At 40.0% G+C, this 18,217-nt stretch carries 16 protein-coding genes and 1 pseudogene; 8 read left to right on the top strand and 9 right to left on the bottom strand.

The window, feature by feature from the left end; translation table 11 throughout:
* Nucleotides 1–62: 62 nt before the first annotated feature.
* Together ABM313_RS03965 and ABM313_RS03960 are read right to left on the bottom strand one after the other, a co-directional pair.
* Nucleotides 63–1,313 (bottom strand): CBS domain-containing protein, encoded by a 1,251-nt coding sequence (locus ABM313_RS03965; protein WP_434686402.1) that lies wholly within the window; start codon nucleotides 1,311–1,313, stop codon nucleotides 63–65.
* A gap of 278 nt (nucleotides 1,314–1,591) precedes the next feature.
* Nucleotides 1,592–1,981, bottom strand: a complete 390-nt coding sequence (locus ABM313_RS03960) for a recombinase family protein (RefSeq protein ID WP_434686401.1) — start codon at nucleotides 1,979–1,981, stop codon at nucleotides 1,592–1,594.
* Between the two features lie 186 nt (nucleotides 1,982–2,167).
* On the opposite strand from ABM313_RS03960, the gene trxA reads away from it, so the two are divergent.
* The 3 genes from trxA (at nucleotide 2,168) to ABM313_RS03945 (ending at nucleotide 7,381) form a co-directional block, all read left to right on the top strand.
* The gene (trxA, locus tag ABM313_RS03955) at nucleotides 2,168–2,491 is read left to right on the top strand and encodes a thioredoxin (RefSeq protein WP_434686400.1); all 324 of its coding nucleotides are present in this window, start codon (nucleotides 2,168–2,170) and stop codon (nucleotides 2,489–2,491) included.
* 142 nt (nucleotides 2,492–2,633) lie between these two features.
* Nucleotides 2,634–3,761 carry a PAS domain S-box protein gene (locus ABM313_RS03950; protein ID WP_434686399.1) on the top strand — a complete coding sequence of 376 codons (1,128 nt, stop codon included), beginning with the start codon at nucleotides 2,634–2,636 and terminating at the stop codon, nucleotides 3,759–3,761.
* Nucleotides 3,762–4,033: 272 nt separating this feature from the next.
* On the top strand, nucleotides 4,034–7,381 hold the full coding sequence (locus tag ABM313_RS03945) for a DEAD/DEAH box helicase (protein ID WP_434686398.1): 3,348 nt from the start codon (nucleotides 4,034–4,036) through the stop codon (nucleotides 7,379–7,381).
* A gap of 63 nt (nucleotides 7,382–7,444) precedes the next feature.
* On the opposite strand, the gene ABM313_RS03940 is transcribed toward ABM313_RS03945, so the two are convergent.
* Both ABM313_RS03940 and ABM313_RS03935 read right to left on the bottom strand, forming a co-directional pair.
* On the bottom strand, nucleotides 7,445–7,810 hold the full coding sequence (locus ABM313_RS03940) for a type II toxin-antitoxin system VapC family toxin (RefSeq protein WP_434686397.1): 366 nt from the start codon (nucleotides 7,808–7,810) through the stop codon (nucleotides 7,445–7,447).
* A 25-nt stretch (nucleotides 7,811–7,835) separates the two neighbouring features.
* A complete protein-coding gene (locus ABM313_RS03935; protein WP_434686396.1) occupies nucleotides 7,836–8,066 on the bottom strand; it encodes a type II toxin-antitoxin system Phd/YefM family antitoxin in 231 nt (76 codons plus the stop codon).
* Nucleotides 8,067–8,255: 189 nt separating this feature from the next.
* Here ABM313_RS03935 and ABM313_RS03930 point away from each other — a divergent pair, with 189 nt between their 5' ends.
* Complete coding sequence (locus ABM313_RS03930) at nucleotides 8,256–9,383, top strand: CHAT domain-containing protein (RefSeq protein WP_434686395.1); 1,128 nt, start codon at nucleotides 8,256–8,258, stop codon at nucleotides 9,381–9,383.
* Here ABM313_RS03930 and ABM313_RS03925 read toward each other — a convergent pair.
* Both ABM313_RS03925 and ABM313_RS03920 read right to left on the bottom strand, forming a co-directional pair.
* Complete coding sequence (locus ABM313_RS03925; protein WP_434686394.1) at nucleotides 9,363–9,587, bottom strand: IS66 family transposase; 225 nt, start codon at nucleotides 9,585–9,587, stop codon at nucleotides 9,363–9,365. The two genes, ABM313_RS03930 and ABM313_RS03925, sit on opposite strands and share 21 nt — an antisense overlap.
* Before the next feature lie 143 nt (nucleotides 9,588–9,730).
* A pseudogene (locus ABM313_RS03920) lies at nucleotides 9,731–10,228 on the bottom strand (IS66 family transposase); the annotation flags it as partial.
* Between the two features lie 546 nt (nucleotides 10,229–10,774).
* On the opposite strand from ABM313_RS03920, the gene ABM313_RS03915 reads away from it, so the two are divergent.
* The 4 genes from ABM313_RS03915 to ABM313_RS03900 are packed head-to-tail and all read left to right on the top strand — an operon-like array spanning nucleotide 10,775 to nucleotide 12,930.
* On the top strand, nucleotides 10,775–11,371 hold the full coding sequence (locus ABM313_RS03915; RefSeq protein WP_434688353.1) for a GUN4 domain-containing protein: 597 nt from the start codon (nucleotides 10,775–10,777) through the stop codon (nucleotides 11,369–11,371).
* 26 nt (nucleotides 11,372–11,397) lie between these two features.
* The gene (locus ABM313_RS03910; RefSeq protein WP_434686393.1) at nucleotides 11,398–11,655 is read left to right on the top strand and encodes an element excision factor XisH family protein; all 258 of its coding nucleotides are present in this window, start codon (nucleotides 11,398–11,400) and stop codon (nucleotides 11,653–11,655) included.
* The gene (locus ABM313_RS03905) at nucleotides 11,643–12,062 is read left to right on the top strand and encodes a XisI protein (RefSeq protein WP_434686392.1); all 420 of its coding nucleotides are present in this window, start codon (nucleotides 11,643–11,645) and stop codon (nucleotides 12,060–12,062) included. The genes ABM313_RS03910 and ABM313_RS03905 overlap by 13 nt, the downstream gene beginning before the upstream one ends.
* Nucleotides 12,063–12,090: 28 nt before the next feature.
* Nucleotides 12,091–12,930, top strand: a complete 840-nt coding sequence (locus ABM313_RS03900) for an SWIM zinc finger family protein (RefSeq protein ID WP_434686391.1) — start codon at nucleotides 12,091–12,093, stop codon at nucleotides 12,928–12,930.
* 54 nt (nucleotides 12,931–12,984) lie between these two features.
* On the opposite strand, the gene ABM313_RS03895 is transcribed toward ABM313_RS03900, so the two are convergent.
* The 3 genes from ABM313_RS03895 to ABM313_RS03885 all read right to left on the bottom strand — a co-directional run bounded on the left by ABM313_RS03895 (nucleotide 12,985) and on the right by ABM313_RS03885 (nucleotide 18,137).
* Entirely contained in the window at nucleotides 12,985–15,150 is a 2,166-nt protein-coding gene (locus ABM313_RS03895; RefSeq protein ID WP_434686390.1) for a hypothetical protein, read from the bottom strand.
* 122 nt (nucleotides 15,151–15,272) lie between these two features.
* Nucleotides 15,273–16,661, bottom strand: a complete 1,389-nt coding sequence (locus ABM313_RS03890; protein WP_434686389.1) for a cache domain-containing protein — start codon at nucleotides 16,659–16,661, stop codon at nucleotides 15,273–15,275.
* Nucleotides 16,662–16,700: 39 nt separating this feature from the next.
* Nucleotides 16,701–18,137, bottom strand: coding sequence for a hypothetical protein (locus ABM313_RS03885; RefSeq protein ID WP_434686388.1), 1,437 nt, complete (start codon nucleotides 18,135–18,137; stop codon nucleotides 16,701–16,703).
* Nucleotides 18,138–18,217 lie beyond the last annotated feature (80 nt).

Here is an 18,217-nt window from a genome sequence, read left to right as displayed (position 1 = left end):
TTTTGATGGTGTGGCTTTGCTGCGCCATCAAAAATTTGGTTCCTTGTTTTACAATGGAGCCTCTAAAACAATATACTAGATTGCAAAGGAGTAACATTCTTTTCACTTTCTTTTTCTGGGATAGCAGTCAAAGATGATGGTTTCAAAGGTTGAAGATCGTCAAGAACTGCATTAAGTTGCGATCGCATTTCTTCATTTGATAAATCAAAGTTATTGATTAACTGTTGAATCGTTGTATAGACACGAGATATTATTGAATCTATACGATCAACTGAACTTACAACAGGCGCACTTGACAAAGATTTTGGTAGATTGTTATCTTCAGGTGCAATTGTTTCAGCAGATTCTGGAGATTCAGTCTGTAGTTGTTGAATTGTCTTTTGCATATTCTCAATTACGCCGTACATTTCCATCGGATCAAATATCTTTAATAAACTGGTTTGGGTAACGATTCCTAAGCTTTGCCCCCAATTCCATGAGACGACCATTCGACCGACGCGACGTTTTTTCATTTCTTGATGGGCTGTCCACAATGAATCATCGGGACTGAGTAAAAAAAGTGGTGAACTCATCACCGTTTGCGCCTCTGTAGTGGCTAGATTAATCTGAAATGCGTGGAACTGGACAATATCTCGCTCAGTAACAATTCCCACAGGACGTTGATTGTCTTCTTCATCGGTCTGAGTGATAACCACACAGCTAACGAGATGCTTTGACATTAAATAGGCTAGATCTAAAACTGGAGTGTCTATAGATGCATAGATTACCTGAGTAGTCATTACATCAGCAACACGCCGAAAGCGGAGAAGATTGGCAGGACGGAGAATATGCTGAATGCCCTCATGGGAAATCACGCCGATCAGATCCCCTTGATCATCTACTAGAGGCAAATGTCGAATTTGGTAACGGCGAAATAAAAATAATGCAGCAAATATATCTCCTACGGATCGTTGTGGCATTGTCACAATTGGTGTGGTCATGAAATCGCCAACCGTAGCATTTTGAAAGTCAACTTCTTGGGCGGTCAGTCTCACCACGTCTCGGGCTGTTAAAATGCCAACTAAATCTTGATCTTGCTTCACCAAAACGCAACTTGTTCTAACCTCAAGTTGCGTTAACTGAGAACATGAATTTAATAGATCAGATTGGGATTCGGAAATATCTGAATTAAGTAAAGAACAACTAGGATAATGTGCTTGACTAATCATCGCGATCGCATCAACTAGAGGTGTCTGTGGTGTCACGATCAAAGGAGAATATTCAATTACACTAGTTAAACTAGGAATCCAATCAAGCGGAGTGTCAAATTGCATGGTCAAATTAATTGCGATCAGATCAGCAGGCAGATAAGTAGCTCAGTAAACACCCTCAATCTTAGATTCCTGAAAAGTTTGCACAGGGATAGTTTTGGGCTTTAATCATGTGGATGTAGTTACTTACCAAGACAAATGTAACATTTTTCAGCCTCAAGTGTAAAAACGATATTGAGTTTAAGCCTATATCGGTATATAATCGACAGATGTTACAATAAAATCGATAAATTTATATCTGTATATAGTTTATATTATGATAATGGTGAATCGATATTTAGCTAACAAGATTGATTATCAGTTTGGGTTTCAGTTTGATCTTGGGTTTCATTTTGAGTTGAGACTTCAGAAATTCTGGCAGTCTTTCCATACAAGCGATCTAAAACTCGCTTTACAGAAATTCGCTTCCACGTTTGTCCTCGTTTAGTGGTGTAACCCTGATGATTTAACCAATCAGCGATCTTCTGTAATGACTTGCCTGATTTGTGGTGGCGACGAATTAGTTCAACTACTTGAACCTCTTCAGGATCTTCCACCAACTCTCCATCTAGCGATCGCTGTCCAAACGCAGGCGAACCATAACCTGCATATCCCCCTGATGCAGCCTTAGCGCGTCTACCACGTTCTAGTCTTTCCCAAACAGACAGTCCTTCTAACCCGTTTTCTGTCATGGCTATAAAAATAAAATAATTAAAATAAATTTATTGCGCTCATGAAAATGTGACAATACTGAATAATGCCATTTAAAGGTTCTATTCCCCCCTTTAAAACTTAGTCTAACCCACTTTCTGACACAATATTAACCTGTCTTAATCTATCTTTCCTCTAAAAATAATAAAAAGCAATAAAAAAAATTTATGAGTACAGCAGTTTTTATCCAAGACCAAACTGAATTTGAAACTCTACGAGCAAAGACTTCTCTACTTGTCGTAGACTGCACAGCAACTTGGTGTGGTCCTTGTAAGGTAATTGCTCCATTGATTGATCAACTTGCGGCAAATTATAGCGATCGCGCTCAAGTCATGAAATTAGACATTGATGGAAATAAACCTTTAGCTAAGGAATTTGGGTTGAAAAGTATTCCAGCCGTCCTATTCTTTAAAGATGGAGAATTAGTTGAGACGATGATTGGAGTCAAGACCTATGAAGAGTTTAGTAAAACTTTAGATAAACATCTATAGGCTGATTTCTTATTAATATCATCCCTAAATGGTTTAAGGAATGATGCACCCTTCGGGTGCTGCATTCCTTAAAAATATCTAGTATTCATGATCTTTTCTATACTTTGTTCGAGTTTTCTTCATATTAAATTAGCTAATCTCTATGATCACTACCCTCTTGATTGTTGATGATTCTGAAATAGATCGGCGTAAATATCTTCGCTACCTCAATAGCGAACGTCCTCATACTTATCTAATATTAGAAACAGATAATTTAGAGAAGGCTAAAGATATATGTACACAAAAGAAGACTGATGCTATTTTGCTTGGCTTGTCATTAACCGATGATCATGGTCTAGAATTTCTCAACTGGATGAATCAACAAGGACAAATAGCTCTGCTGCCGACTCTTTTGTTGACAAAACAAATTGATGAATATACTGCGGCTCAAGCTTCCAAAAATGGTATTCAAGACTATTTGATTAAGGAATATTTGACTTCACAGCGATTAGTCCAATCACTTGATCATTTATTTGAGAGAATCCGCTTAATTAATACAATTTCTGATGCACTGAGTTTGCGGAAGAGAGCAGAAGAAATCATCGCCGAAGGTTGCGAGAAATTTTATAATTTTTTAGAGTGTTCAAATGATTTAATTTGGTCAATTAATCTAGAAGGTAACTTTATTTATCTCTCGCCTCAATTTCAAGATCTATTTGGGTGGCAACCTGCTGACTGGATTGGTAAATCGATGATTGATCTTATTCATTTAGGCGATCGCCTCCGCTTTAAAAAAAGTATTGAGCGAGTTCTTGATCCCAGTAAAAAAAGAGATGTACCAATAAAGTTTCGCCATTACAAAAGCGATGATAGTTTTATTTGGGTATCCTCTAACGTCAATCCTGCTAGGAATTCACTCGGAGATGTGATTGGTATACAGGGAGTGCTGAGGGATATTAGCGATCGCATTGCTTTAGCCTACGCCATTAGAGATCGCAAACTTGCCAAGGTCAGACTTCATGAGTTTAATAAAGCCTTATCGAATGTTCATCAAGAGTTAGCTCAGACCCATTGGACAAAAGATGAGTTTCTTGCCAACATGAGCTACGAACTTCGTACTTCACTGAGCGTTATTTTAGGATTAGTAGAGAATTTGCAGGAGGAGGTATATGGCTCCCTCAATCAAAAACAGATTAGAGCATTACAAACAATTGAACATGGAGAAAATCATCTATTGAAACTAATCAATGACATTTTAGATTTCTCTAAAGCTGACGTTGGATATTTATAAAAGTCATTCAAAAAAAACAAAATTGCTCCAAATGACTAGGGTTTGATATATATAGCAATGTAAGTTTTGCTTAGGACATCAAACCCAAAAGAAGAGTGGCGGCGCGAAGCGCCGCCACTCTTCTTTTGGGTTTTGATTTTTGTCCGAGCTATCTCTTACATTGCTATATATATTAGGCTATAACACTTTACGCTAAAACCAGAATCAAGATATTCTTTAAAAACACCGCAAAGCATCTCTTTTAAAGAATTCTAGTTTTTTGTGATAGTAATATGAAAATTCTGCATGGTACTTGGATTCATGATCATGATAATGACTTTATCCAGACTGGCAATTTTTATATTTGGGTAGAGACCACTGAACCGAAGGCGATCGCCACAACCAAGCGTAAATCATCCAAAACGGTACAAGCATCTGGGGCGATCGCAAAACATCCTGCGAGTTTGGATGAGTCAGACTTAAAGTTGTTTCTCTATAAAGATCTAGCTATCAAGGATGATCTTTTAGAAGAACCACATAATAAAAGATACGAAAAGGAAAAGATTATCTTTCCTCAATATTTTCTTTTGCCAACCAGCGATAATCAACCATTACCATCTCTAGAATCAGCACGATATTTAGAAATCGATAATCCTGAAGATTTTGAGCTAAAGTATTGGCAAATTGATTGTTATCAAGTGACTACTTCCGTCAAAATAGGTAGTTATAGATATCGTCGAGCAATTAATGTTATCAAATTGTTAAATGATTTACATTTCATCGCGATCAATAATCTTGCGGAAGTACAGCTAGGCTCTGATTTACTATTTTGGTATCACTACACTCAAGTCTTTAAACAGATTATTCTCAAGGATCAATATATACCTTCCTTTAAGTATCGAGAACTTGAAGGTAAAGCCACGAAAACTTCTGCAAAATCCAAAAAAACAGCAAGTCAAACAGCAAAATTTGAGATTTATCCAGCTTGGGAGATTGTTTCTGAGAAATACGAAGAAGAGTTACAGCAGTATTTGGAATATATGCCCCTAGCATGTGTTTCAGGATTTAGCGAACTTAATTCTCAACCATTATTTTGCGATCGCCGCACCCTATTACAGCATTTTTCAGAATCAATTCTGCATAGCATCATCACTAATACCCCAACCACCGCCCAATTTGATAAGCAAGTATTTGATTCCTTATTACATAGAGGTTTAGATTTTTCTGCTGATCGCTTTGGTGATTCGATGATTGCTGGTGACGCAGCATTAGAGGAGTACCAACAATGGCAAGCATGGCAACAAAAAATCAAACGCACCCAATCCGATTCCACATTCTATCTTTGCTTTCAACTCCAAGCTCCATTTAAGGAAGAGGAAACTTGGCAACTGCAATTTCAAGTTGCGCCTAAACAAGATCCATCGCTGAAGTTGCCACTAGTCGATTATTGGACAATGACAGCAGCTAAAAAGAAAGCTCTTGAAAAGCAATTTGGTAAAGAGTTTGAGCAAAATTTATTACTAAATCTTGGCTATGCTGCCAGAATCTATAATCCGATTTGGCAAGGCTTAGAAACCGATCGCCCAGTTGGTTTAAGTCTCAATCTTGACCAAGCCTTTGAATTTCTGAAAGAATCAGCTTGGGTTTTAGAAGATGCTGGATACAAAGTGGTTGTCCCTGCTTGGTGGACACCTGTGGGTAGACGCAAGGCAAAAATCAAGCTCAAAGGTTCTGGAAAAAGTGCTACTAGTAGCAAAACTCAAGCCAAGAGCTACTTTGGTTTTGAGCAACTGGTGGAGTATCAGTACGAATTAGCGATCGGTGATGAAATTGTTTCTGCAAAGGAATGGGAACAGCTAGTTAATGATAAAGCACCTCTAGTTAAGTTTCGTGGCGAATGGATCGAACTCGATCGCGACAAAATGCAAGAGATGCTCACCTTCTGGCAAAAACAGGGGCAAGGCACATCGGCAATGAGTCTGATTGACCTGATGAAGTTAACTGCCACTGATCCTGATTGGGAAGTCGATCGCAACAGTACCCTCTCAGAGATGCTGTCAAAATTACAGGATAAACAGCAATTTGAACCAATCGAAAATCCACCGCAACTTAATGGAACTCTACGCGAATATCAAAAACGCGGTGTGGCATGGTTGCAATATTTAGAAGGTCTAGGTTTAAATGGTTGTCTAGCCGATGATATGGGTTTAGGAAAGACGGTACAGATTATCGCTAGGTTGGTGAATGAGCGAGCCGCCATTGGTGAAGTTGCCCAGCCGACGAAAGCCAAGAAAACAACAAAAACAGCGAAATCCCAAAAAGTTGTTCCTGCCGTTGTATCGATAAATGAGATTCCGCCCACGTTACTGATTGCACCAACATCCGTTGTCGGTAACTGGCAAAAAGAAATCGAGAAGTTTGCGCCACATTTACGTGCGATCGTGCATCATGGTAGCGATCGCACCCAAAATGCTCAAGCTTTTCAGGATATTTGCCAAACCCATGATTTGATTATTACTTCCTTCACTCTCATTCGCAAAGACGAAGCCATGTTTAGCAGTATGAACTGGCATCGGATTGTGATTGATGAAGCCCAAAACATCAAAAACCCCAAAGCTGCTCAAGCCAAGGCAATTCTCAAACTCGAGGCCAAACACCGCCTCGCCCTCACAGGTACACCTGTTGAGAATCGGCTGCTGGATTTATGGTCAATTTTCAACTTCCTAAATCCCAACTATTTGGGCAAAGAAGCCCAGTTTAAAAAATCCTTTGAAACACCAATCCAAAAGAATAATGATCAAATTCAAGCAGGCGTATTAAAAAAACTAGTCGAGCCATTTATTCTCAGGCGCGTCAAAACCGATCAATCGATCATTAAAGATCTACCCGATAAAATCGAACAAAAGCTCTACACCAACCTCACTAAAGAGCAAGCATCACTTTATGAAGTAGTGGTGAGAGATGTAGAAAAACAACTCAATGAAGTGGAAGGGATTCAACGCAAGGGCTTAATCCTTTCGACATTATTAAAACTCAAGCAAATTTGCAATCACCCCCGTCAATTTTTGCAAGATGGTAGCGACTTCACAACCGAGCGATCGCATAAGCTTAGCCGTTTGACCGAGATGATGGAAGAAGTAATTTCCGAAGGAGAAAGCATCTTAATCTTTACTCAATTCACAGAAATCGGTGATGCTCTAGAAAAATACGTCCGTCAAAAGCTGCATTACAACACCTACTATATTCACGGTGGCACAAATCGCGATAAACGCGAACGGATGATTACGGAGTTCCAAGATCCTGAAACTGAGCCTTCGGTATTTGTTCTTTCGCTCAAGGCTGGTGGTGTCGGTATCACGCTCACCAAGGCAAATCACGTCTTCCACTTCGATCGCTGGTGGAATCCCGCCGTTGAAGACCAAGCCACCGATCGCGCCTTTCGGATTGGGCAGAAGAAAAATGTTTTTGTCCATAAATTCATAACTATCGGTTCCTTAGAGGAGCGCATCGATCAAATGATTGAGGACAAAAAGAAACTGGCTGGTGCGATCGTCGGCGCGGATGAGTCTTGGCTCACGGAGATAGACAACGACAAGTTCAAGCAGCTTATTGCTTTGAATAAGAGTGCAATTATGGATTAATGAATTAAAAAGTTTTTATGCGAAAATAAATGAGATTACTGAAGAACTAGTTCTAGGCGATCGCTACCAAATTGTCTCTAAGTGGGGATAATTTAAAATTTTGGCATCACAGGTTACAAGTGGAATTTGATATCGTCGAGCGATCGCTACTAAAATTCTATCGGCTGGGTCTTTGTGAAATGGCTCTGGTAGAAGACTGCTTGCGATCGCATCTAATGGATCTAAAGGTTCAACAATTATTCCAGAATGACTTTTGGCTAATTGATACCATTCATCGATAGAGAGAGGAATGTCTAATTTTCCAAGACTGGCTTTAACGGCAATTTCCCATACAGAAATAGCTGAAACCAATAAGCCATCACGATCTTCTTCGATAGAAATTGCTCTTGTGCTTTTTCTGATAGTTGGCTGGGATTGTGCAGTAACCATAGCCAAACATGGGTATCGAGTAAAATCATTCGTTTAGTGCTTCCCATAGATCGGACATGGGTTCGTCAAAGTCAGCAGAGATTGTAATTGGCATTCCTCGAAGTGGGTAATGTTTAATCCGAGAGGTAGTGTAGGGAACGATTTTGGCTAGGGGGATGCCATTGCGAGTGATCACAATTTCAGATTGGTTAACTGAAACTTCATTAACAATTGCAGCAAGGGAAGGGTTAACTTCTTGGACGTTCAGATATTTCATACCTGTTTTGGGGTGAACCCGATTGGGTATATTTTTTAGGTTTAGGTTTGGTTTGATTTTAGCTTGTCTCAGGTGTTTGATGTTGAGACGATCACTGACTCAGTTAGATTTTACTTTTGCTAATTGTCCAAATACTTGTAATCCACTCAAAATCTAACGATAATATAGTCATCCGACAGTCTTAATATTATGACCGATCCCTTAGCTGAAAAAATTGGTATTAACGTGCAGGGCGGTACTGTGAATGTGCAGAACCTCAATATTGGGATTGCGGAACGGTTAGAGAAATCAGGCGATCACGTCAGAATTTTGGTGGTAGCGGCTAATCCTTTGGGGTCTTCTCCTCTGAAGTTAGACCATGAGGTAAAAACTATTAAAGAGGCATTAAAGAGATCCCGCAAAAGCGGTAATTTTGTGGTGGAATATTGTCTAGCGGCTACCCCTTCAGAATTGCGTCGCGCTTTGTTGGATTTAGAACCGCACGTTTTGCATTTTAGCGGTCATGGTGCGGGAGAGAAGGGGCTGTTATTTGTAAGTGATGAGTCGGTGGGGGCGATCTATCGTTCGGATAGTGGAGAGGTGCGATCGCATTCGACTAGCAGCAATGAAATTAAATTTGTTCCCGCGCAACCATTGGCTAATTTGTTGCAGCTTTGCGATGAACATCTGGAATGTGTGGTGTTGAATGCTTGTTATTCGGATGTGCAGGGTGATGCGATATCAGCAAATATTCCGTTTACGATTGGGATGCGAGATCGGGTGGCGGATAATGTGGCGATTAAGTTTTCGCAGGGGTTTTATGATGCGATCGGGGCGGGGAAGGGTTATGAAAGTGCTTTTAAATGGGGAAAGGTGGCGATCGAGTTCGATCTGGCTAACAATGAAGCATCGCAAATTCTCGTTTTAAGAAAGAAAGGTGAATCATTTTCTCCCGTTCCATCGCAAACCACTCTTTCTTCTCCAAATCCTCAACGCTCTCTATCGGCTACTGAATATTTTAATCGTGCTCTCGAAAAACAAAATCGAGGACATAATTTGGGAGCGCTTGACGACTACACAGAAGCGATTTGCCTCCAACCTGAACTCGTCAAAGCCTACTACAATCGCGGACTAGTGAGATTACGATTAGGAGATAAAAAAGGTGCAATCTCTGATTACAACCATGTCCAAGAAACTGACTCAGATTTTACTTTCTCAATTCAGAACAGATTATTTAAAAACATTGAGATAGTAAAGGAATGCATAAACACTGAGTATTCAGAAATACCAATTGATGCTAAGTTTTTACGTAATTGCTCAACCTATAGAAAACAATGATTTGAGAGGATTCAAAGCGATAAGAATGGACTCAAAAGCAGAAAAGCCTTGTCTTTTTCCAGTATTGACAATGGAACGAACAGCCGCAAATAAGTCACGCCCCCAATCGGAGCGAAAACCATTCGTAACTTTTCTAAAAATGACACTCCAACGTAAAGCCTGTTCGCTAGAGTTATTAGTTGGCGGGATGGTGTGGTCATCCAAAAACAGAAAAAAAAATAAGTTTCTCGTAATTCTAGATATCGCTTCTGTAATCTAAGTCCATCTTCTTGAGTAGGTAACAGAGCTAAAATATTGTCGAGGTCTCGATACAATCGACATCGATATTGATAACGAGTAGAGTCAGCTAAATCCGACCATCGCCTTCGCAGCACCAAAGCTCGTAGCAGCAGCTTTTTCATCCTGCCAGAGAAAATCTGGTCTCCTGCATCAATTCCATACTGACAATCTCTGAGTTGATGGGCAAGACAAACTTGCCATTCTGTCGCTGGATTGGTCTTTTGGGCGCTAAACAAATCTGATACCCACACCTCTGGTTGATGCTCTGCCATCACTTCGGCGATGACATCTGCGCCTCTAGACGGTCGGATGATATGAAAACATACTTGTTCGTTCTGAAATACCCATTCCCATTGATTTTTACCGTTTACCCTTGCTCTGGTTTCGTCACTGCATACTAGACGAGATGTTTTTAGGGCTTGGAGTATTCCTGTCACCTCCGACTCTAGTTGTCCTTTCACCCTTGTTAAGAGATTGGCGATACCTCCTTCTGATATCTCTAAGCCAAATACTTCACTCAGCATTTGCTGCATTCTTCCATAGCTTATACCGTGACTGTATCTCATCGTTGTCACTAGGGCAGCTATTCTTTCTCCAAAGGGACTTCCTACTTCAAGTCCTACGGGTAATGCTGCGATTTGTTCCTGTCCACAATGCTCACACTTGCATCCATACCTTTCGATTCTGGTAACGATGGGCTTGATTGGTGGTATATCGATCTTGTCGTATCGTTCCAGTAATACCTGCATTGATTCAGCGATCTCTTTCCCACATTCTGCACAACTTTTTACAGTTGCTTTGAGCGTTTGGTCTGGATTTTCACTCAGTTGACGACCTCCTCCATCTCTTCCTATACTTCCTGCTCGTTTGCCTTCTGTTTCTTCTGGATTATTGATTTCCGCTTTAAATCCTTTGGCTGGTGGCAAACTTGAGTTCTTTGAAGTCTTCTTTGGTTTCTTTTCTAACTGCTTCTGTAGTTTTTGTAGTTCTTCCCATAACTTAACTATCAAGGCTTCTTTTGCCTCGTCTGTTAGTTCTTTTAGGTTGGGTAGTTCTTTCATTTCTTTAATTTATCAGCTTTTGCCCCTTTGTCAATTTTCCTACGTTGAGCTATTACGTTTTTACACTTAAGCAAAAATTGGAAAAAGCTGGAGTACTTCTTACAAAGACAAAAATGGCAAGAAGCAAATTCTCAAACAATAGGCTTGTTATTGGCACTTGGCGATTCCAAACATAAAGGATGGCTCTCTGGTTCAGACATACAAAATATCATAACTGAAGTTAAAAGTAGAGAAGTTGTTAAACTAATAGATCAATTGTGGGTTAACTATAGTGAATCTACTTTGGGTTTCAGTATACAGAGAAATATAGTCAATATTAATGGAGAAGGGTTGGGAAATGATATGTTTGGAAAATTGGGAAGGCAATTTGGTTGGTGTTTTACTTCAGGAGAGCAGGAATACTGTAATGAATACTGGACAAATTACGAAACTATTAATTGGATAAATCCTCAAATGACTCTAGGGCATCTACCATATTTGGGACATTCTTGGTTATTACGAGATTCACCTTCTTGGAACAGCTATAAAGACTTTATCCTCTATAATGTTAACTGTTCTTTAATTAACGAAGATTCTGATTCTATACAATCATTTGTTGGTAAAAGCACTGGCATTTGTGATGTAGCTAGCCTATGGGAATGCTTATAACTGAGTCCAATCAATAATACCTTTAAGTGCAGTTACTATACTTTTACAACTTTTTTGGAGGTTCAGCAATTTCCCAATTTCATACAGCATTGGGACAGTTCCTCAACTATCAAATTGTTTTAGAATTAGAAGATCGCGATCGCATTCTCTACTTAGCCGTTCCCTTTGAAACTTACGAAGCATTTTTTCGCTTTGAGCCAGTCAAAACCGCGATCGCCCGTTTTCAAGTTAAGCTGCTTGTTTACAATACAGAAAAAGAGGAGATAGAACAATGGATCGAGTAGAACATTATCGCCAAATCGTGCGTACCTTTCTCGAAGAATATGCCCAAGAAAGCGTCTCACCTTATGAAAACGTCACTGCCGAATTAGTATTTGATGAACAACGTGACCGCTACTTGTTAGTTCATGTTGGTTGGCAAGGCGCAAGGCGAATTTACGGCTGTCCTATGCAGATTGATATTATTGATAACAAAGTTTGGCTGCAACATAACGCCACTGAAATATTTGTCGATCAAGAACTTATTGCTAAAGGCATCCCCGAAGACGACATGGTGCTAGGACTACAATCACCTCGTATCCGTGAATTAGTTGCTGCAAAAAAGAAGATCAGTTCAGCATCTCAGCAACCACAAAATGAATTTACAAATCTATTGATTGATAAATATCGCAAACAAGGACTAGAGCTATAATTCACATTAATTATCAAAAAGTAAAACAATGGCAAAACATAGTCGGACATGGTGGGGTCAAAAATTCATTAGCGCTCTCGAATCTTTCACCGATTCAGGTAGGCTCCAACGTGGTCGCGCCTATTCTGGAGACAGTCGCATTCTCCATTTCGATATTACGAAAGGACTTGCCACCGCCACGATTCGCGGTAACGTCAATCCTTATTTTGGAGTCTATAAAGAACCACTCTATGGAACTGAAGTAAAAATGACCGCGATCGCTGCCAAAGACTGGACAAAAATCATTGCTAATATGTCCTCCAAGGCAAGCGTAGTCGCTAGATTACTGCTCAATGAAGTACCTAAAAATATTGAAGATAGTTTTACCGCCGTTGGCAAACATCTACTGCCCTATAGCAGCAAAGACTTTCATACGGAATGTTCCTGTCCCGACTATTCCAATCCTTGCAAACATATTGCAGGGCTATGTTACCGACTATCGGGCGAACTCGATCAAAATCCGTTTTTGTTATTCGAGATGCGCGGCATCTCTAAAGAAGATCTACAAGCAGAATTAATCAAATCGCCTCTCGGCAAAGCCCTCGCATCAGAATTAGGCGATCGCACCCTTGAGCCAGAAGTAGCAACCTCATACTTCACGAAGCCGCAAACTGTAGCGATTACAGAAACTCCTACCCTCAAACAATTTTGGCAGGGACAAAAGCGCCTACCACAAGCAATTCCCTTTGCTGCTCCTGCGAGTGTGTCGGCGATCGCTATCAAAAAACAAGGTGATAATCCTCCCTTCTGGAAAAAGGATAGCTCTTTTATTGAAACGATGGAAACACTCTATGATCGCGTAAAAAACAAGAACTCAGCACTATTATAGCAATAAAAAAGTTTAAAAGTGTGGCAAAGCCACACTTTTAAACTTTTTTATTAACTACTTAACATCGCATCCTAGATTAAAAAGTCGTTCTGTTTTTTGCCCAAGTACTCTTCCTTCCGTTGTTCCGCTTATCGTCACAATATCCTTCCCAATCAAATGGATATCGACAGCACTAACTGAAGAACGATTAGTCTCTAAAGTTTTGCCATTAATATTACTGGTACGTTTACCATTGGCAGTTAAAGCCCATAGTTTTGTTTGACCATCGTCACCACCACTTACTAAATAGCAACCTTGGGAACTGAAGGCAACTGAACGCACAGGTTTAGAATTATGAGCATCTTTCCAGCCATCGACTAATTGACAAGGGCGATTGCTTTGCAAACAGGTACTGAGATCCCAAACTGACATATAGCCCTGATTGTCGGCTGTAGCCAGTAAATTGCGTTTGAGATCTGGTACAGAAATACTCTGGATATAGTCATCTTGACCACCGACATTGGGATAGGGGATTTGCTTAACTGTATTGTTGACCCAGTTCCAAAGTACAAGTTGGTTATAACGTCCAGCGATCGCTAAAGTGCTGTCATCTTGTCCAACTAGAGCGATCGCAATAACTGCAAAATCAAATTTCTTGATCTGACTCGGTTGGGTGGGCGGATTGGTAAATAAATTTTGGAGATCCCATCGTAATACTGTGCCACTCCCATGACCACTAAATAAGGTTCTCGAGTCAAGGGTATACTCTAAGCTAAATACGCGATCATCTGCTTGATTAGTAAATGTGGCGATCGGACGTTGATTTTCGGATTGACTATCCAAAATCTGGATTTCACCATTTTCTAGTCCTGACGCTACAAAATTATTATTAACAGGACGATAGCGAACTGTACGAATAGCTTTTTGAGCTTCTGTCAAAGTACCTAGATCAAAACCAACAAACGGGCGATAAAATCCCGATACATTCCACTTACGGATTGTGCGATCGTTAGAACTACTAATCGCATTGTCTCCGATACCATCATACTGAACAGATGTAACTGCTCCCTGATGAGGTGGAAATGGATTGTTAGGATTAAAGCCAGACAACCAGCCAATGACAAAGAGAAGAATTGCTAAAATCAGAATTATTAAGAAAAGTGGAACTACTGGTTTAACAACAACTTCAATCGCTTGGACTTCATCAATGGTGTTAACCCTTGTATCTTGCCAGTTTGCCTTAATTAAAAGATTTAATTTTTGAGATGCTCCCACCCAAGGTCGAGATTTATCAACTTGAAGCTGGAGATCATTTTTACTGAATGGTTCAATTTCCGCATCATTGGGTGACACTTCAAAGGAAAAGTCTTCATAATCATTAGAATTAACATTCTCTAGATCAAAGCTAATTTTTTGAGGAAGGTTGCTAGCATTGTCGGCTGTGAGCGTAAATATCGCGGGTGAGGATTGCCAAAACTTCCACCATAACTTCCACGATCGCTTAGCGGGGATAGTCTGTAATCTTGGTAAACAAACTACGGCTAACTCACCTTTTGGCAATACTTCTAAGCTCGATGTTAATTGAGAAGGTAAGCCATTAGTATGGGAAATATCAATAGTGAAAGGATAGGATTTGGCGATCGCATCATGATCAAATGGCAAATTACATATAAAGGAAGCTCGAAACTGCGCCCCAGCCTTGACTGTAAACTGTTGAGTATTGCCCCTAGGAAACCATGAATCTGGCAGATCACGGCAGGTTAAGGTTACATTTGTATTTTGCTGACTGGGATTCCCAATTAAGATAGGAATTTCTAGATCGTCAAGGGGCATAGCTTGAAGTTTTTGAGCAGGTATTTCAGCCTTTAAAATTGATCGCCCTGCGCCTTCTTGGAGATTGATGCGTAATACTTCACGATTTTCTTCGCGTAATTCGATTGAAAAAGCCCGAACTGTAATATTCATAATCCCTGTAAATCCTGAGATCGGGGTTTCAATAATCGAAACCACAAACTCGACCAAATCTCCTGGGGGGATCTTCACACTCACATCAGGGGAAATCGTATACCATTCATAGCCAACTTCTTGAATATCTGCACCTGCGGCAATGAGTTCAATCTGAAAGCTAGAGAACTGATTGCTATCATTAACAACAACTACAGGAAAAGAATTTTTTGTAGAACCGATTTTAAAATTTAGTTCTTTTTGAGGTATCTCTAAGCCGATTTGATTTGCGGACATCGCCGTATTCTCCTAGGTTTCTCTGATAGCGTTTGGCAAATGCGTACTTGTTCATTTGCTAAATCTAAAAATAACTACAGTAAAGGTTTGCGATTTTCATTTTGTCTACGACAAAATTGGGTCTAAGAACGACGCGAGGTTTCGCCTATTCTTAATGCTCTAGCACGGCTCAGAAGTGATTCTACTGAATTAGTCTGTCCCATTTGCGATGCGATCGCCGCTTTTTTAGCTTCATCTTTTTCGGCGCGCAGTTTACTAAGTTGACTCTTCATACCATTTTGTCGTTCAGCAATGGTACTTCCCATCTCTTGAAATACTCGCGCCATTTGTCCCAGTTCATCCTGACGCTGAGCCACTGAAGCCAATTCCTCAGGATTAAAAGATTCCTCTTCGATTTCCTTTGCCGCAGTCATCAGATCTTTAATTGGTCGTAAAAGCCATGTGGCGATCGCCAAACCGATCAAAATATTTGCCCCCAACATAATCACAATAATAATTAAAGTGACTCGGTTATTTGTATCAATCTCCTGCATGAAAATTGACTTTGGCACGATAATCCCAACTGACCAATCTAGTTGCAAGTCTTGATTCAACTTATGAGTACTAACAATATATTTTTCACCATTAAACTCAAACTCAATTACTTGAGCGTCTTGAAGGCTTTGAAATCCACCAAACTGTTGTTGAATAGCTAGCCCAGCATTCTTTAGTTTAGGATCTTGACTTTGAGAAGCCTCAAAACGCTTAACTACATTGCCATTTTTCTCAAAGACTGGAGCTTCGGACGTAGATGCAACCAGTGTACCGTTGCCCTCAACTAAAAATACGTTCCATCGCTCCGAAGGGCGAGTTTGTAACATGAACTGCTTAATTTGTTTTAGTGAAATATTAATGCCTACTACACCCTGTATATTGCCACTAGCGTTATAAATTGGTGTTGCTTTGGTAGTAGTCAGTTCACCATCAGTGGTACTAACAAAAATCGAACTCCAAATTGCCCTACCAGACTGCTTAGCGGCAATATACCACGGACGGGTTCGGTGGTCATATACTTCATTTGTGATCAATTTGCCGCGTACTCCATTACCACTTAGTACATAGGTGGGGCGATTAGGACTAATCCCATCCTCACGAATACGCAGCAAAAAATCGGAGCCAATGTAGCGCTCGATGCCAACCATAGTTCCGCTTTCATTACCATAAAACAAAATGTTCTGGATATTTAGTTCCCTTGCTTTATTAAAAACATCTTTCTGAACTTGACTAATATCATTCGGGTTAATACTGCCGTTACTAAGGGCAGTAGTTAATGACTGATTAATTCGTACTGACTCCTCTAGATAGGAAGTAATTTGTTGTTCAACCCGTAAATTTAAATTATCACAAAGTTGACGAGTTAGCTTCTGGACAGCACGTTCACTACTATTAAATGAAATCCAACCTGTGATACCAACTGCCACAGTAATTTGAATGCTTAGAACAATGGGAAAAACTTGACGAATCGAAGACATGGATAAATAACCTTGGATAAATGTGAATATCTAGATGTTCTATGGGAGGGTATCAACCATATTGGTTATACGGCGTTGATCGGATTCTGGTTGCAGATTAAGGTTGTTTTGGTATTGAGGATTTACTTGCATGGCTTGATACATTCCATAGCGTTGAGCAGCATAGTTGAGAATATTAATCCCCAATTCTTGGCAATTGCGAATAGTTTCTCTCGTTAAGCCTTGATCTGACTGACCACTCCAGATAGGTGATAGTTGTCCTAGTATGACAACTACACCCCCATTTGTGAGAATCTGCATTGGTTGCTGGAGGAGCGCTGACAAATTTGGGAGAATAAACGGCTGACTACGGAGAGGGTGAGTGCGCTCCAAATCAGAAAATATTTGCATCGGTGTTTCCATAGGAAGCCTACTGCGAAAAGAATTAAGAAAATCTTGCGTAGACGAATTGATTTCGATCGCGATCGCTTCTAACTCAGATAATAGTTCTGCTTGAATACTTGATTGATCAGCTTGTTGAGCCATTGATTGCGATTGGCTAGTTTTTTTGAGCTTGTTGTTAGCATTTTGGAGTTCATTATAAATTTCCAATAGATTTTCCAACTGGCTATTCCGAATTGAGGCTTCGATCAGTACGACACCACCCATAGCAATGTATTCTCGTAAAGATAACTGTGTAGCATCATTAATGGTTAAAACTTGGGCATGGGTTAGACAAATGAGATGGTAGGTACTGAGATGACTCAATGTTAGTTCAGCATTAATATCTAGCTTACTGATTGGCTCAATTATGCTAAAGCTCGGTGCAAGACTGGATAAAGATTGTCCGAGAAAATGGAGATTTTCTTGAATGGTGTTTTGTTGATTGTCGCTGAAAGTTGCTACTCGAACCAAGTTTTTGGGACGAATTTGAGCTTGTAAACGGTAGCGCATATCTAACTGAGACACATTGGGAGAAAATATATCCATCGGCTTTTGGATTTCCAACTTCCCTTCTGCGATCGCAATCCGACAGATTTCAATATCTGTTTCAAGGGGTAAGTCGGTTTTCTCATTGACTCTAAAGGTTTCTACCAGTACCTCATTGCCATTAGCCCGTTTGAGTTTAGCGGGATCGACATAACTAAGAACTAGATAAACGGTTGTAATCTCGGCATCGTAAGCAGTCGTGGAAATCCGAAAATCGAGAGGAGTTGGCACAACAATAAAATTACCTTGTAGATCAATCGCCATCCCTGGTTGAATTTGCACCCAACGTCCATCCCGAAATTTGGCAGGTAAGTTCTCAGGTGCAGCGATCGGAGCAACTCCTAAGCCACAGATAATTCCTGGTAAAAAGAGAGACTGATACTGTACATTTTGTCGATGTTGATGATATTCATGAGCAAGTCTCCATCGTTCACTATTGATCATTAATCCATCTGATACCTGTAGTCGTTCAAAGGATTTGATTGTGGGATAGGGAAAGTCATTCATAGGTTTTTAGTGTGTTTTAGTGATTTTTTATCAATTAATTGAGTTATTAAGATTTAGGAGGTTGTGAGAATGCGCCCCGA

It is taken from the genome of Pseudanabaena minima str. Chao 2107 (genome assembly GCF_051131155.1).
GTDB classification, from domain to species: domain Bacteria; phylum Cyanobacteriota; class Cyanobacteriia; order Pseudanabaenales; family Pseudanabaenaceae; genus Pseudanabaena; species Pseudanabaena minima.
The sequence above is the reverse complement of the archived record's forward strand: the minus strand, read 5'-3'. Positions and strand labels throughout refer to the sequence as shown.